This is a genomic window from Delftia sp. WSY_10 (genome assembly GCF_043104705.1).
GTDB lineage: Bacteria > Pseudomonadota > Gammaproteobacteria > Burkholderiales > Burkholderiaceae_C > Comamonas > Comamonas tsuruhatensis.
On sequence record NZ_JBICKY010000035.1, the window covers coordinates 139,223 to 153,660 of the forward strand.

Genomic DNA, 14,438 nt, shown 5'->3' on the forward strand with positions numbered 1-14,438 from the left:
GGGCCGCGTCGGGCGGCCTGCCCCTCCGCCTTCAGTCGCCCAGCAGCAGCGGCAGCACCTGTGCCGACGGGCCGCGCAGGCATTGGTGGGCCGCGTCATCCAGCTCGGACGGTGCGGGATTGATCACGGCCACATGCGCGCCCGCCCTGCGTGCGATTCGCGCCAGCCCTGCAGCCGGGTACACGGCGCCCGATGTGCCCACCACCAGCAGCACATCGCAGTGCTGCACCGCCGCCTCGGCGGCCTGCCACACGCCCATGGGCAGGGACTCGCCGAACCAGACCACGCCCGGGCGCACCAGGTTGCCGCAGACGGCGCACTGCGGCGGCTCGCCCGGCTTCACCTGGGCCAGATCGCAGCATGCGCGCGGCCTTTCCAGCCATCGGTCCCGCATCAGCTCACCATGCAGGCACAGCACGCCGGGGCTGCCTGCGCGCTGGTGCAGGCCATCGACGTTCTGCGTGACCAGCGTCATGCGGCCCGGGTGGCGCAAGGCCCATTGCGCCAGCGCATGGTGGCCGGCGTTGGGCTGCACCGCAGCCACGGCTTCGCGCCGGTGCGCATACCACTGCCAGACGCGCTGCGGATGCGCGCGAAAGCCTGCCTCGCTGGCCATGTCCTGCGGGTTGAACTGTGCCCAGTAGCTGTTCTTGTCGTCGCGAAAGGTGGGTACGCCGGATTCGGCGCTGACGCCTGCGCCCGTGAGCACCGCGATATGGGCTGCACGCGCGATGCGGTCGCGCAGCTCGCCCTGGCCGGCCAGTTCAGGCTCGGCGGGGGAAGGCGAGGAAAGGGAATGTTCGTCGGGCATCGGGGCGGCGATGGAAAAAAATGGCAGGCCATTGTGAGGCAGTGTCGCCCCGCCACGCATCAAATGCCTTTTTCCACCATCTCCAGCAGGCGCAGCGCCAGCGCGCGCCGCTGCTCGGCGGTGGCGTGGCGCAGCGGCCCGTCTATCACCAGCAAGGCCATGCCGTGCACCGCGGACCAGGCCAGGAACTCGGCCTGGGGCCGGCGCTCGGCAGGCAGCACGCCGGCCTCGGCCATGCTGTCCAGCGCATAGCCCAGCAGCTCGAACGGGTTCAGTCCCATGGCCGCTGCACGCGTGGTGTCGGGCGGCAGGTCCACGTCGTACTCGACCGAAGCAAAGGCCGTGCGAAACCAGCCGGTCTCCGTCTGGGCAAAGCCCAGATAGCCGCGCCCCACGGCAGCCAGCAGCGCGCGTGAGCGCTGCAGCACATCGGGCAGGGTGCGCGCCTGGGCCATTTCGGCCTCGATGGCTGCGGCCAGTGCGCCCAGGGCCGCGGCGCGCACGGCATCAAACAGCGCCTGGCGGTTGGCAAAGTGACGATAGGCTGCATTGGGCGCCACGCCCGCCCGGCGCGTGGCCTCGCGCAGCACGATCGCCTGGGGACCGCCTTCACGCGCCAGCGCCAGGCCAGCCTCGACCAGGGCCTGGCGCAGGTCGCCGTGGTGATATGACTCACGCCTGACACGTCGCTGCGTCACTGTTTTGCTTCCTTTTTTCTGCGTGGCCACATCACCCGAGAGGGAAGACAGCCCTGCCCCGCCGATTTACAGCTTGACACCGAAGCTGACAGCGCCTGATGTGGACAGCGTCCATTTTAGTCCCTAGCATATGTGAACGGCGTACACACGCCGGGCAGAAATCGATAAAAAGCCGGCATCGAACGGCATAAAACGGTTATCACCGTCACCAAGGAGACAAGCATGGCTTTGCACACCGGCCGCATACAGCCCTGCCTCTGGTTCGACAACCAGGGCGAGCAGGCGGCGCGCTTCTATACCGAAGTCTTTCCCGATTCCCGCATCACGGCCATTGCGCGCTACGGCGAAGCAGGCCACGACATCCACGGCAGGCCGGCGGGCAGCGTGATGACGGTGCAATTCGAGCTGGAAGGCCAGCCCTTTCTGGCACTCAACGGCGGCCCCATGTTCCGCTTCAACGAGGCCGTCTCGCTGATGGTCAGTTGCGATACACAGGAGGAGATAGACCACTACTGGGGCGCCCTGTCCGAGGGCGGCGACCCGGCGGCGCGTCAATGCGGCTGGCTCAAGGACCGCCATGGCCTGTCGTGGCAAATCGTTCCGTCCCAGATGGCGAGCTGGATGGGAGGCCCCGACATGGCCGCCGCCCAGCGCGTGATGCAGGCCCTGCTGGGCATGCAAAAGCTGGACATCGCCGCTCTTGAGCGCGCGCATGACGGCGGCTGAAGCCTCCTGGTCCCCTCCTCCCGTCCTCCCGTTCCTCCACTCCCCTCGCCACCGTCCCTCCCAGGAGCGTTCCATGCAATTCATCCCCTATCTGAACTTCAACGGCAACTGCGCCGAGGCCTTCGCCTTCTACGCCAGGCTGTTCGGCGGCACCATCGTGCACCAGAGCACCTTTGGCGAGACGCCGGGCATGGAGCAGATGCCCGAGGCCGACAAGCGCCTGATCATGCATGCCCACCTGCAGATCAAGGACCAGGCGCTGATGGCCTCGGACGCCACCGACAACTGCGGTGGCGGCGGCTACCAGCAGGCCCAGGGCATGTGGATCTCGATCGGCGTGGACGACGCCACCGAAGGCGGCCGCATCTTCAACGCGCTGGCCGAAGGCGGCAAGGTGACCATGCCCTTCCAGGCCACGTTCTGGTCGCCGGGCTTTGGCATGGTGACGGACCGCTTCAACACACCCTGGATGGTCAACGTCAAGGGCGAGGCCTGAACAAGGCCGGCCGACACATTGCCTCTGTCACCCAAGAAGGAGTCCTCATGAACGCCAATCCCGTCGTCTGGTTCGAGATCCATGTGCAGGACATGGCGCGTGCGCGCCGGTTCTATGAAACCGTCTTCCAGGGCAAGCTGGAGCACCTGCCCGCGCCCGATGGCTCCGACAGCCAGGAGATGCTGTCCTTTCCGATGGACATGACAGGCCCCGGCGCGGGCGGAATGCTGGTGCGGATGGACGGCGCACCTTCCGGCGGCGGCGGCACGCTGGTCTATTTCGGCTGCGAGGACTGCGCCATAGAACAGGGCCGCGTCGAGGCCGCAGGCGGGCGCATCGAGCAGGCCAAATTCTCCATCGGCCCCCACGGCCACTGCGCCGTCGTGGTGGACACCGAGGGCAACCGCATCGGCCTGCACTCCATGCAATGAGGAGCACCATGACAGCACAAGACCTTCCCGAACACGCCAACGACCTGGTGCTCACGCGCCTGTTCGACATCCCCGCCGACAGGCTCTACCGCTGCTGGACCGAGCCGGCGCTGATCCAGCAATGGTTTGCACCCAGCCCCTGGAGCGTGGCCCGGGTGGACAACGACGTGCGGCCCGGCGGCCACAGCCTCATCGTCATGCGCAGCCCCGAAGGCCAGGAGATGCCCGGCAGCGGTGTCTACCTGGAAGTCATTCCCAACCGGCGCCTGGTCTTCACCGACGCCTTCACCCAAGGCTGGGTGCCAGCCGACAAGCCCTTCATGACGGGCATCGTCACCTTCGACCCCGAAGGCAGCCAGACCCGCTATACCGCCCGGGTGCGCCATTGGAATGCCGCCGACCGCACCCAGCACGAGGCCATGGGCTTTCACAGCGGCTGGGGCCAGTGCGCAGACCAGTTGGCGGAACTCGCAGCCCGGCTCTGACGCCGGTTTTCACCAGGAGAGCACCATGCACTACATCGACGGATTCGTACTGCCCGTTCCCCGGGCCAACCTGCAGGCCTACCGCGAGGTGGCCGAGGCCGCAGGCAAGGTCTGGATGGAATACGGAGCGCTGCAGTACTGGGAATGCGCGGGCGACGACGTGCCCATGGGCAAGCTGACCTCGTTTCCCCAGGCCGTGCAGCTCAAGGAAGGCGAGATCGTGTTCTTTTCATGGATCGTCTATGCCTCGCGCGCGGAGCGCGACCGCATCAATGCCGCCGTCATGAAGGACCCGCGCATTGCCACCATGGACCCGGCCACCATGCCCTTCGACGCCAAGCGCATGTTCTGGGGCGGCTTCGAGAGCGTGGTGGAGCTGGGCGCCGACGGCGCGCCAGCCTAGATCTGGTCGGCCGGGGCGGCGGATACGGCAGGCGTGGTGCCCAGGCCGCGCTGGCGCAGCGCCTCGTACAGGCACACGCCGCTGGCCACGGACACATTGAGGCTGGAGACGGCGCCCATCATGGGAATGCCGATCAGCTCGTCGCAGGTCTTGCGCGTGAGCTGGCGCATGCCGTCGCCTTCTGCGCCCAGCACCAGGGCCGTGGGGCCCTTGAGGTCCACTTCGTACAGGGTCTTGGGCGCATCGTCGCTGGTGCCGATGATCCAGATGTCGCGCTCCTTGAGCTCGTTGAGCGTGCGCGCCAGATTGGTGACCATGAAATAGGGCACGGTCTCGGCCGCGCCGCTGGCCACCTTGGCCACGGTGGCGTTCACGCCCACCGCATGGTCCTTGGGCGCAATCACCGCATGGGCGCCTGCGCCATCGGCCACGCGCAGGCAGGCGCCGAGGTTGTGCGGATCGGTCACGCCGTCCAGCACCAGCAGCAGCGGGTTGCTGACGCCGTCGGCCTCCAGCTGCTCCAGCAGTTCATCCAGCGAATGCACCTGGGCCACCGCCTCCACGCGCGCGGCCACGCCCTGGTGGCCATGGCTGCCGGCGAGCTTGGCCAGGCGTTCGCCGTCTGCCTCGATCAGCCGGACGCCGGCCGACTTGGCGCGGTCGAGGAACTGGCGCATGCGCGCATCGCGGCGCGTGGCCTCGTAGTAGACCTCGATGATGGATTGGGGCGCGGTCTTCATGCGCACGCCGACGGCGTGGAAGCCGAAGAGAACTTTGGGGGACGACATGGGGCGCGATTATCCCGCCAATTGGGCGCAGCCCCGGCACCCGCCGGACGAAGCCCGTCTGCACGCAACGGCTCCTGTGGTTTTTACGTAGCCGCTACACTGCGCGGGTTGGCCGCTTTCCAGCGGGCCCCTCTCATTGCGGCATGCACCGAAGCCACGGGCATGCCGCTTTGCATTTTTCATCGCCCTGTTTTTCCATTTCTTTCTCAACCATCATGCTCAAAGCCTTTCTTGCCTGGCTTGCCCGCACCAGCCTGGTGGGCCAGATCGCCATCAGTCTGGTCGCCGGCGGCCTGTTGGCCTGGCTCTGGCCCGAGGCCGCCCAGTCCGTATCCCTGCTGGGGACGCTGTTCATCTCCGCCCTCAAGGCCGTTGCCCCTGTCCTGGTGCTGCTGCTGGTGGTCTCGGCCACCAGCAACCACCGGCCCGGCCACGCCACGCAGATACGGCCCATCCTGTGGCTGTATGTGCTGGGCACCTTTGCCGCGGCCGTGGTGGCCGTGGTGGCCAGCATGGCCTTCCCGTCCACCATCCAGTTCAAGGACGCCGCCCCCGCCCAGGGCGCGCCTGGGCGCATTGGTGAAGTGCTGATGGCCCTGGTGCAAAGCGCCTTCGACAACCCGGTACGCGCGCTGATGAATGCCAACTACATCGGCATCCTTGCCTGGGCAGTGGCCATGGGCCTGGCCCTGCGCCACGCCTCTGAGACCACGCGCGCCGTGATGCATGACCTGGGCCAGGCCATCACCCGCGTGATCCAGGGCGTGATCCGCCTGGCGCCGCTGGGCATCTTCGGCCTGGTGGCGGGCACCTTTGCCCAGTCGGGCCTGGAAAAGCTGCTGGACTATGCCCACCTGCTGGCCGTGCTGCTGGGCTGCATGCTCTTCGTGGCCCTGGTGGTCAATCCGTTCATCGTCTGGACGCAGACGCGCCGCAATCCCTATCCCCTGGTGCTGACCTGCCTGCGCGAGAGCGCGGTCACGGCCTTCTTCACGCGCAGCTCGGCCGCCAACATCCCGGTGAACCTGGCGCTGGCCAAGCGCCTGGGCCTGGATGAGGACACCTACAGCGTCTCCATCCCGCTGGGCGCCACCATCAACATGGCCGGCGCCGCCGTCACCATCAGCGTGCTCTCGCTGGCTGCGGCCCATACCCTGGGCATCCAGGCCGATCTGCTGACCGCCATCTTGCTGTGCGTGGTGTCCGCGGTGTGCGCCTGCGGCGCCTCGGGCGTGGCCGGTGGCTCGCTGCTGCTGATTCCGCTGGCCTGCAGCCTGTTCGGCATCTCCAACGATCTGGCCATGCAGGTGGTGGGCGTGGGCTTTGTGATCGGCGTGATCCAGGACTCGGCCGAAACCGCACTCAACTCCTCCACGGACGTGATCTTCACGGCCGCGGCCTGCGAGGCGGCCGGGCGGCGCGAAGCTGTCGCCGCCTGAGATCAAGCCGCCAGCGCCTGCCCCTCTTCGATGCTGGCGACGCGGCCGGCCTCGATGGTCACGCGCCGCTCGCAGCGCGCGGCGATGGCTCGGTCATGCGTGACCATGACCAACGTGGTGCCGCGCTCACGGTTGAGCGCGAACATCAACTCCATGATGGTTTCGCCGGTCGCAAAGTCCAGGCTGCCCGTGGGCTCGTCGGCCAGCAGCACGGCGGGCTCAACCACGAAGGCGCGGGCCAGCGCCACACGCTGCTGCTCACCGCCCGACAGCAGCTTGGGATAGTGGCCCAGGCGCTGGCCCAGCCCCACGCGCTCCAGCATTTCGGTGGCGCGGCGGCGGGCGTCGCGGCTGCCGGCCAGCTCCAGCGGCAGCATCACGTTCTCCAGCGCCGTCAGATTGCCCAGCAGCTGGAAGCTCTGGAAGACAAAGCCCAGCTTCTGCGCACGCACGGCAGCGCGCGCATCCTCGTCCAGCGCAAACATGTCCTGGCCCTGCAGCCGCACCGTGCCGCGCGTGGGCGTATCCAGGCCTGCGAGTATGGACAGCAGCGTGCTCTTGCCCGAGCCCGAGGCACCGACGATGGCCACGGTTTCCCTTGCCGCGAAGCGCAGATCGATATCCCTCAGAATATCCAGTGTTCCGGTCGAATCGCTGACCGACTTGAAGACATGCTCGACTTCGATCAGGGGCTGGGCAGTGCTTTGTGACATGGAGGATGGGAAGACGATGCAAGACAAGCTGCGCGCAATGCGCCGACGCCGCCACTTTATCTCGGCCGGCTTGGCCTTCGGTCTGCTGGGTACTTGGACGGCCATGCCCGCCCGGGCTGCAGACGCCGGCCCGTTGCTGGTGCTGGGCGATTCTCTGAGTGCCGAGTACGGTCTGGCCCGCGGCACGGGCTGGGTGGCGCTGCTGCAAAAGCGCCTGCAGGAGAGCCAGAAAAATGTGCCGCTGGTCAACGCCAGCGTGAGCGGCGAGACCACCTCGGGCGGCCGCTCGCGCCTGCCGGCCCTGCTCAAGCAGCACAAGCCGTCGGTGGTGGTGATCGAATTGGGAGGCAACGATGCGCTGCGCGGCTTGCCGCTGCAAAGCACGCAGGGCAATCTGGACGCCATGGTACGCGCGGCCCGTGATGCCGGGGCCAAGGTGCTGCTGGTGGGCATGCAGGTGCCTCCCAACTACGGCAGCGGCTACACGCGCCAGTTCGAGCAATTGTTCTCCAAGGTGGCGCAAGAGCAGAAGGTACCGCTCGTGCCCTTCCTGCTGGCCGGTATAGGCGATGCGGCCGACTCGGCCCAGTGGTTCCAGGCTGACCGCATCCACCCCACGGCCAAGGCCCAGCCGCGCATGCTGGACAACGTCTGGCCACAGCTCAGCAAACTGCTGCCCTGAGCACAGGGCAGCCAGGCTGTCAGCTGCTGCGGCCTTCCTCGCCGGAATGCGCCGCTGCGGGGGATGCCTGGTCTTCACCCGCCATACCGCCGCCCTCATGGTCGTCGGGTTTTCTTTCGGCCTTGGCCTTCTCCTTTTCAAGCTTCTTCTGCTTCTTGGCCAGTTCGCGCTGGCGTTTTTCATAGGCGTAGTTGGGTGTCGCCACAGGTGGACTCCTCTGTTGTTGCAAGCCCCACTGTAGCCGCAAGACGGGGCCCGGCCGTAAAACCTCAGGATAGGGGGGACGCAGGGTCGGCAGATTCACCCACGCTGCAGCGGTAAGCATGCCAACTGGCGCAGCCCAGCAAAGGCCCCACCAGCAGCAGGCCCACGCCGTGCCACCACAGCGCAGCAGCCACCAGCACGGTGATGATCGCGGCCCATTGCAGCATGACGGCCAGGTTGAGGCCGACCACGCGCATGCTGGTGATGCAGGCCGTCAGCGCATCGCTGCCCCGGTCCAGCATGGCCGGCAGCGCCACCACCATGCTGGCGAACACCAGGGCCGCGAAGGCGCCGCCGACCAGCACGTAGATCGCCAGGAACTCCCAATTCTCCGGCCGTGCCACGGCCTGCATCATGCCGGCCGTGGTGGGCATGCCGGTATCGAAGAACACGGCAAACACCACCATGGAGGCGCGCGCCCAGAGCATTTCCAGCACCAGCAAAACCATGACCAGCATGCCCATGCTGCCCATTTGCGTGTCCCAGCAGGTCAGCGAGCTGCCAAGCTCCGGCGGCAATCCCCGCTCCAGCCTGCGGCTGGTGTCGTACAGGCCCATGGCCAGGAAGGGGCCGATGAGCAGACAGCCGCTGGCCATGGCCATGCTGTATTCAGGGCTGGCACGGAACACCCAGCCGATGAGCAGGGCCATGGCCCAGAAGCACAGGCCATAGAACAGCGCAACGCCCGGCGCCCGCCGCAGATCGCGCCAGCCCAGCGCCAGCCAGCGCCAGGGATCGGCCATGCGCAGCGGTTGCACCTGCAGCGCGCCAGCCGGGTGGTCGGAAGCTTTCTCGGGAGCGGGGGATGCCTGCATGCCTGGACCTCCTGGATCAGCGAGCCCCAAGTTAGCGCAGCCATGGCCGCGCTGCCATGGCGGAAACTACCGAGGGCCCCCGCCCAGACCGCGCAGGCCCGCACCCCGGTCCGCCCTCAGGCCTGCACCAGCTTGCCCGGCTGGCCGGGCAGCACCTTCCAGGCCGCGTCCCGCACGGTCTGGTACTGGCGGCTGAACACCGTATCCACATAGATCCATTCGGCCTGGCAGGCCTGGGGGGTTGCCGTGACGATCATGTAGCCGCGGCGGGAGGTATCGCAGTACTTGAGCGTGTTGATGAACTGCAGCAGCGCGCCACGCAACTGGGCCGGATCCTGGCCGGGCAGGTAGTCCTCGAAGCCGGGCGAGCTGACGGACGAGGTGGCGAACTCCACGCCCACGCCCTGCCCGCTGCGGTCGCGCAGCTCGCTGGCCCAGGCGTTGTGGGTGTCACCGGCCAGCACGACCAGGTTCTTGCCCAGGCTGCGCGCCGTGGCCAGCACGGTCTCGCGAGCCACGGCGTAGCCGTCCCAGGCATCGAGGTTGTAGGGAATGCTGGGCTGGGCCAGGATGGCCTTTTCCGCCGCCGTCAGGCTGGCCGGGTTGGCCTGGGCCTTGGCCAGCAGCGCCGCGTAGGCCGGCAGCGAGACACCGCTGCCGGGGCTGAGGATGTCCATCAGCAAGGGCGCCGGCAGCTCCATGCGCCCCATCAGCACCTGCTGGCCCAGCACCTGCCAGGTGGCCTGCGAGGCCGCCATCTGCTGGCCAAGCCACTGGGTCTGCGTGGCGCCCATGAGCTGGCGTGCGGGATTGGACATGTCGGAGGAAAAGCGCGCCGCGTCCAGCCCCTGGGCCGTGAAATAGTCGGCGTAGTCCAGCTGTTCGTCGCGGCCGATGACGCGCGTGTCCAGCATGTGCAGCGCCAGCAGGTCGCCGAAGGCGAAGCTGCGGTAGATGATCTCGGGCTGTGCGTTGCGCGTGGGCATCCACTCGTGATAGGCCTTGAGCGCGGCCACCTTGCGCAGCTCGAAGTCGCCTTCGGTGGCCGGCTGGTGGTTCTCGGCGCCGTGCATCCAGGTGTCATTGGAGACTTCGTGGTCGTCCCAGACCGCAATCATGGGCGCTGCCGCATGCAGGGCCTGCAGGTCGGCATCGCTCTTGTACTGGGCATGGCGCTGGCGGTAGTCGGCCAGGCTGACGATTTCGTTGGCCGGCAGGCTCTGGCGCTGCATGGCTTCGGCCTTGCCGTTGGCATAGCCGCCGCGCGCATATTCGTAGATGTAGTCGCCCAGATGCACGGTGGCGTCCAGGTCGCCCTGGCGTGCCGCATGCGCGTAGACATTGAAGTAGCCGGCCGGGTAGTTGGCGCAGGAAAACACGGCCAGCTTGACCTGCTGCACGGCGCCCACGGGCAGGGTTCGCGTGCGGCCCGTGGCGCTGGTCATGCCCTGGCAGCGAAAGCGGTAGTGGTAGCGCGTGGCGGGCCTGAGGCCCGTGGCATCGGCCTTGAAGGTGAAATCCTGGGTGGCGCGCGCCATGGCCTTGCCCGAAGTCACGAGGGTCTTGAAGTCGGCGTCCGATGCCACTTCCCACTCCACCTCGATGTCGCTGGAATGGCCCTGCGGCGGCGTCACGCGGGTCCAGAGGATGACGCGGTCACTCAACGGGTCGCCGCTGGCCACGCCGTGGCGGAACTCGACGGGAATGCGGCTGTCGCCATCCGACCCGCCGCAGCCGGCCAGTGGCAGCGCCAGGGCCGAGGCGCCCATGCCGCGCACGAAATGGCGGCGGCTGGCCACGAGGCCGGATTCGCGGGAGCCGGCTTTCGCCTGCTGCAGGATGTTGGTGATGCTCTCTTTGTGCTTCATGCTGGACCGGGGCCCGAAGGCCTCCGTGGGGTGGTATGAAGCCAGCGAGCATCGGCGGCGCAGGTGACAGGCAGATGTCACCTGCGCCTGGCGCTCAACTATGCAAACGCGGCGGCCAGGGCCTGCTCCAGGTCGGCACGCAGGTCCTGCACCGCTTCCAGGCCGATGGCAAAGCGCACCACGGTGCCGCTGCGCAGCTGGGGCGTGGGGCAGCTGCGCATGGACGACAGCTCATAGGGCACGACCAGGCTGATGGGACCGCCCCAGCTGTAGCCGATCTTGAACAGGCGCAGGCTGTCGCAGAAGCGGTCCACGGCCTGCTGGCCGTGGCGCGGATCGATGACCACGCTGAACAGGCCGGCGGCCACGCCCTCGCCGCCTGCGGCTGCGCCACACAGCGCCTTCCAGTTCTCGTGGCCCGGAGCGCCTTCCAGCGCCGGGTGCAGCACCTGGGCCACGGCCGGCTGCTGCTGCAGCCAGCGCGCCAGCTCGCGCGCGGCGCGGTCCTGGGCGTGGTAGCGCAGCGCGATGCTGGGCAGGGAGCGCAGCACGGCCTCGGTGTCGTTGCCGCCCACGCCCAGGCCCAGGCGCATGTGCGCCAGCTTGATGCGCATGTGCAGCGCCTGGTCGCGCGTGATGATGCTGCCCATGAGCACGTCGCCACCGCCGCTGGGGTACTTGGTCAGCGCATGCACGGTGGCATCCACGCCCAGGCTGTGCGTTCCATCGGCCAGCAGATCGAAGGGATTGAAGGCCAGGCCCGCGCCCCAGGTGTTGTCCAGCACGGTGGTGACGCCCCGCTCGCGGCACAGGCGCACCATGGCGATGAGGTCGGGGAACTCCATGGTCACCGAGCCCGGCGCCTCCAGCCAGACCAAACGCGTCTTGGGCGTGATTTTGGCTTCGAGGTCGGCAACATCCATGGCGTCATAGCACTGGTGGCGCACGCCGAAATGGGCCAGCTCTCCCTCGCTCAAGGTCTTGTTGGGGCCGTAGGCGTTGTCGGGCAGCAGCATCTCGTCGCCGGTGCGCAGCAGGGCCAGGGAGGTGGTCGCAATCGCAGCCAGGCCGCTGGGTACCAGCAGGCACTGCAGGCCGCCTTCCAGCGCGCTCAGGCGCTCTTCCAGCAAGAAGGTGGTGGGCGTGCCGTGCAGGCCGTAGGTATAGCTGCTCTTGTCCAGCCACTGGCGCCGGCGCATGGCCGCCACGTTCTCGAAGATCACCGTCGAGGCCTTGTGCACGGGCGGCTGCGGCGCAACAAAGCCCTCGGGCGGCTGGTAGGGATGGTGGATGAGATGGGTGCTGATCTGCAGGTCGGGTGTGGTCATGCAGCGCATCTTATGCGCTGGGCTGCAGCGTTCAGGCATAAAAAAACCAGGCGGGGAATCCGCCTGGTTTTCACAAGGGCAACGGAGCCGGTGGCTGCGATCAGCTGGCCTTGATCTCCAGCATGTTGCTGACGTTGTTCACGCCCTTGACGGACTTGGCAATGTCGCCTGCGCGCATCTTGAGTGCTTCGCTGGGGACCGAGCCGGTCAGCGTCACGGCGCCTGCCTTGGTGTCCACGTCGATCTTGAGGGCGGAGATATCGGGCTCCTTGATCAGGTCGGCCTTGATCTGGGCGGTGATGCCGGCGTCGTCGAGTGCGGCGCCTGCCTGGCTCATGGCGTTGTTGGTGGCCGCTTCGGCCTTGGCAGCACCTTCCTCGATCTTGGTGCCGGCGCTGCTCATGGCGTTGTCGATCTTCTGGCCGGCGCTTTGCGCGGCCTGCTGGGACTGCTGAACCGCAGAGTCGAGCTTCTGGCCCGCAGTGTCTTCGGTCTTGCCGCAGGCGGCAAGGCCGAAGGCCAGGGCAGACACGGCGAGGATCTGGCAGCAGCGTTGGGTGATGAAAGTCATGCGGTTACTCCTTGAATAGTTGTGAGGCGGTCAACACAGGCCTCGACTTTATTTATGGCCCTGGGACAAACCCATACGACGCCGACGCAAGCGCCTGTAGGACAAGCCCGAACATCCCGGCACCATCCAGTTAGCATGACAATAGCGGCCATGCATTCCCTGGCGCGCTGGTTTCCCTTCCTGGCATGGCCCAAACCTTCGGCAGCCGTGCTGCGCGGGGAGTTCTGGGCAGGTCTCACCGTTGGTCTGATGCTTCTGCCCCAGGGCGTGGCCTATGCTGCCCTTGCGGGCATGCCGCTGATCACGGGCATTTACGCATCCATCGTTCCGGCCCTGGTGGCCGTGCTGTTCAGCGGCTCGCCCCGTCTGGGCGTGGGACCCACCGCCCTGAGCGCGCTGCTGATCGGCGCCTCGCTCACAGGCCTGGCCGAGCCAGGCTCCGCGCACTGGGTGGCGCTGGCCGCATGGATGGCGATTCTGTCGGGCCTGGTGCAGTGGTCGCTGGGGCTGATGCGCGCCGGCTGGCTGCTCAACCTGGTGACCTCGCCCGTGCTCACCGGCTTCACGCAGGCTGCGGCGCTGCTGATCCTGGCCTCGCAGCTGCCCACGCTGCTGGGCCTGCGCTCGACCTGGGGTGCCGTCTGGAACACGCCGTCGCTGCAGCTTTTCGACTGGCAGTCCATCGTCTACGGCATGGCCAGCATTGCCTTGCTCGTGCTCGCCAAGCGCTGGCGTGCGGCCTTTCCCTCGGCCATCTTCATCATTGCGCTGACCGGCGTGATCAGTTGGGCCACGGACTTTGCCGACGACGGCGGCGCCGTGGTCGGCCATCTGCCCGCGGGCCTGCCCAGCTTCCAGCTGCCGGGGCTGCTGAGCTGGGACGAGTTCGGCGCCCTGGTGATGCCGGTGCTGGTGATCTCGCTGGTGAGCTTTCTGGAGACGGCCTCCAGCGCCCAGGTGGAGCACCAGCAGGCCGGCACGCGCTGGAACGAGAACCAGGACCTGGTCGCCCAGGGCCTGTCCAAGATCAGTGCGGGCCTGTTCGGCAGCTTTGCCACCAGCGCCTCGTTCTCGCGCTCGGCCGTGAACCTGCTGGCCGGCGCCAAGACGGGATGGTCCAACGTGTTCTCCATCCTGCTGGTGGTCATCGTGGTGATGTGGTTCATCCCGGCGCTGTACCACGTGCCCAAGGCGGCGCTGGCGGCCATCGTGATCACGGCCGTGGTCAGCCTCGTCAAGCCGCGTGTGCTGCTGCAGCTGTTCAAGGTGTCGCGCGTGGAGGGCAGCATTGCCCTGGCCACGCTGCTCCTGACCATCGTCACGGCGCCGCGCATGTACTGGGGCGTGTTCGCGGGCATCGTGCTGAGCCTGGGCTACTTCCTCTACCAGCGCCTGCACCCGCGCATCATCGAGGTGGGCCAGCATCCTGATGGCAGTCTGCGCGACCGCAACCTCTGGCAGCTGCCACCGCTGGCGCCGGGCCTGCTGGCCTTGCGCATGGATGCCGAGCTGGACTTCGGCTCGGCCTCGGCCCTGGAGCGACGCATCGGCGACGAATGGGCGCTGCGCCCCGAGACGCACCACCTGTGCCTGCTGGCCCAGCCCATCAACCGCATCGACGTGACGGGCGTGGAGACCTTCGTGCGCCTGCAGCTGCTGGTGGCCAAGCGCAGCGGCGTGCTGCACGTGGTGGGCCTGAAGTTGCCGGCCGAGCAGGTGCTGCTGCGCGCCGGCGCCCTGCACCGCGGGCCGCACCTGCGGCTGTACCGCACCGATGCGGAATTCCTCGCCGCGCTGGCCCTGCCGCCCTTCATATCTCGGCCGGGATCAACATCTGTTACCAGCGATGGTGCAAAAGTCGACGCCGGCGCGGCGACAATTGAGCCTACACACTGATACACTTCACCGGCTTTTGATTCA

General features: G+C 67.5%; 17 protein-coding genes. 8 read left to right on the plus strand and 9 right to left on the minus strand.

Translation table 11 applies throughout. The annotated features are described in order from the left end of the window. Nucleotides 1–31: 31 nt before the first annotated feature. Both ACF8ML_RS16360 and ACF8ML_RS16365 read right to left on the minus strand, forming a co-directional pair. Nucleotides 32–811 (minus strand): NAD-dependent deacylase, encoded by a 780-nt coding sequence (locus tag ACF8ML_RS16360; RefSeq protein ID WP_026062008.1) that lies wholly within the window; start codon nt 809–811, stop codon nt 32–34. A gap of 59 nt (nt 812–870) precedes the next feature. Next, nucleotides 871–1,509: a TetR/AcrR family transcriptional regulator gene (locus ACF8ML_RS16365; protein WP_016447146.1), complete on the minus strand. Its 639-nt coding sequence runs from the start codon at nt 1,507–1,509 to the stop codon at nt 871–873. A 222-nt stretch (nt 1,510–1,731) separates the two neighbouring features. On the opposite strand from ACF8ML_RS16365, the gene ACF8ML_RS16370 reads away from it, so the two are divergent. The 5 genes from ACF8ML_RS16370 (at nt 1,732) to ACF8ML_RS16390 (ending at nt 4,050) form a co-directional block, all read left to right on the plus strand. Continuing rightward, complete coding sequence (locus ACF8ML_RS16370; RefSeq protein WP_392407421.1) at nt 1,732–2,235, plus strand: VOC family protein; 504 nt, start codon at nt 1,732–1,734, stop codon at nt 2,233–2,235. A gap of 73 nt (nt 2,236–2,308) precedes the next feature. After that, nucleotides 2,309–2,731: a VOC family protein gene (locus ACF8ML_RS16375; protein WP_034365141.1), complete on the plus strand. Its 423-nt coding sequence runs from the start codon at nt 2,309–2,311 to the stop codon at nt 2,729–2,731. A gap of 47 nt (nt 2,732–2,778) precedes the next feature. Then, the gene (locus ACF8ML_RS16380) at nt 2,779–3,162 is read left to right on the plus strand and encodes a VOC family protein (RefSeq protein WP_013802186.1); all 384 of its coding nucleotides are present in this window, start codon (nt 2,779–2,781) and stop codon (nt 3,160–3,162) included. A gap of 8 nt (nt 3,163–3,170) precedes the next feature. After that, on the plus strand, nt 3,171–3,647 hold the full coding sequence (locus ACF8ML_RS16385) for an SRPBCC family protein (protein WP_392407422.1): 477 nt from the start codon (nt 3,171–3,173) through the stop codon (nt 3,645–3,647). 25 nt (nt 3,648–3,672) lie between these two features. Further along, nucleotides 3,673–4,050 (plus strand): DUF1428 domain-containing protein, encoded by a 378-nt coding sequence (locus ACF8ML_RS16390; RefSeq protein WP_392407424.1) that lies wholly within the window; start codon nt 3,673–3,675, stop codon nt 4,048–4,050. On the opposite strand, the gene rlmB is transcribed toward ACF8ML_RS16390, so the two are convergent. Next, the gene (gene rlmB / locus ACF8ML_RS16395; RefSeq protein WP_016447151.1) at nt 4,047–4,838 is read right to left on the minus strand and encodes a 23S rRNA (guanosine(2251)-2'-O)-methyltransferase RlmB; all 792 of its coding nucleotides are present in this window, start codon (nt 4,836–4,838) and stop codon (nt 4,047–4,049) included. The genes ACF8ML_RS16390 and rlmB overlap by 4 nt on opposite strands. Nucleotides 4,839–5,053: 215 nt before the next feature. Here rlmB and sstT point away from each other — a divergent pair, with 215 nt between their 5' ends. Continuing rightward, nucleotides 5,054–6,277, plus strand: a complete 1,224-nt coding sequence (gene sstT / locus ACF8ML_RS16400) for a serine/threonine transporter SstT (protein ID WP_392407425.1) — start codon at nt 5,054–5,056, stop codon at nt 6,275–6,277. 2 nt (nt 6,278–6,279) lie between these two features. Here the strand turns inward: sstT and ACF8ML_RS16405 are convergent, their stop codons facing one another. After that, on the minus strand, nt 6,280–6,990 hold the full coding sequence (locus ACF8ML_RS16405) for an ABC transporter ATP-binding protein (protein WP_017403911.1): 711 nt from the start codon (nt 6,988–6,990) through the stop codon (nt 6,280–6,282). 16 nt (nt 6,991–7,006) lie between these two features. Between ACF8ML_RS16405 and ACF8ML_RS16410 the strand changes: the two genes are divergently transcribed. Then, a complete protein-coding gene (locus tag ACF8ML_RS16410; RefSeq protein WP_016447154.1) occupies nt 7,007–7,672 on the plus strand; it encodes an arylesterase in 666 nt (221 codons plus the stop codon). Between the two features lie 19 nt (nt 7,673–7,691). On the opposite strand, the gene ACF8ML_RS16415 is transcribed toward ACF8ML_RS16410, so the two are convergent. The 5 genes from ACF8ML_RS16415 to ACF8ML_RS16435 all read right to left on the minus strand — a co-directional run bounded on the left by ACF8ML_RS16415 (nt 7,692) and on the right by ACF8ML_RS16435 (nt 12,518). Next, complete coding sequence (locus ACF8ML_RS16415) at nt 7,692–7,877, minus strand: hypothetical protein (RefSeq protein ID WP_016447155.1); 186 nt, start codon at nt 7,875–7,877, stop codon at nt 7,692–7,694. 64 nt (nt 7,878–7,941) lie between these two features. Beyond that, nucleotides 7,942–8,751 (minus strand): DUF2189 domain-containing protein, encoded by an 810-nt coding sequence (locus tag ACF8ML_RS16420; RefSeq protein WP_392407427.1) that lies wholly within the window; start codon nt 8,749–8,751, stop codon nt 7,942–7,944. A 116-nt stretch (nt 8,752–8,867) separates the two neighbouring features. Beyond that, nucleotides 8,868–10,619 carry an alkaline phosphatase gene (locus tag ACF8ML_RS16425; protein ID WP_074921312.1) on the minus strand — a complete coding sequence of 584 codons (1,752 nt, stop codon included), beginning with the start codon at nt 10,617–10,619 and terminating at the stop codon, nt 8,868–8,870. 98 nt (nt 10,620–10,717) lie between these two features. Next, nucleotides 10,718–11,947 carry a PLP-dependent transferase gene (locus ACF8ML_RS16430; RefSeq protein WP_312840339.1) on the minus strand — a complete coding sequence of 410 codons (1,230 nt, stop codon included), beginning with the start codon at nt 11,945–11,947 and terminating at the stop codon, nt 10,718–10,720. 100 nt (nt 11,948–12,047) lie between these two features. After that, nucleotides 12,048–12,518, minus strand: coding sequence for a BON domain-containing protein (locus tag ACF8ML_RS16435; protein WP_016447159.1), 471 nt, complete (start codon nt 12,516–12,518; stop codon nt 12,048–12,050). 150 nt (nt 12,519–12,668) lie between these two features. On the opposite strand from ACF8ML_RS16435, the gene ACF8ML_RS16440 reads away from it, so the two are divergent. Beyond that, nucleotides 12,669–14,414: a SulP family inorganic anion transporter gene (locus ACF8ML_RS16440; protein ID WP_047327363.1), complete on the plus strand. Its 1,746-nt coding sequence runs from the start codon at nt 12,669–12,671 to the stop codon at nt 14,412–14,414. Nucleotides 14,415–14,438: the final 24 nt, after the last annotated feature.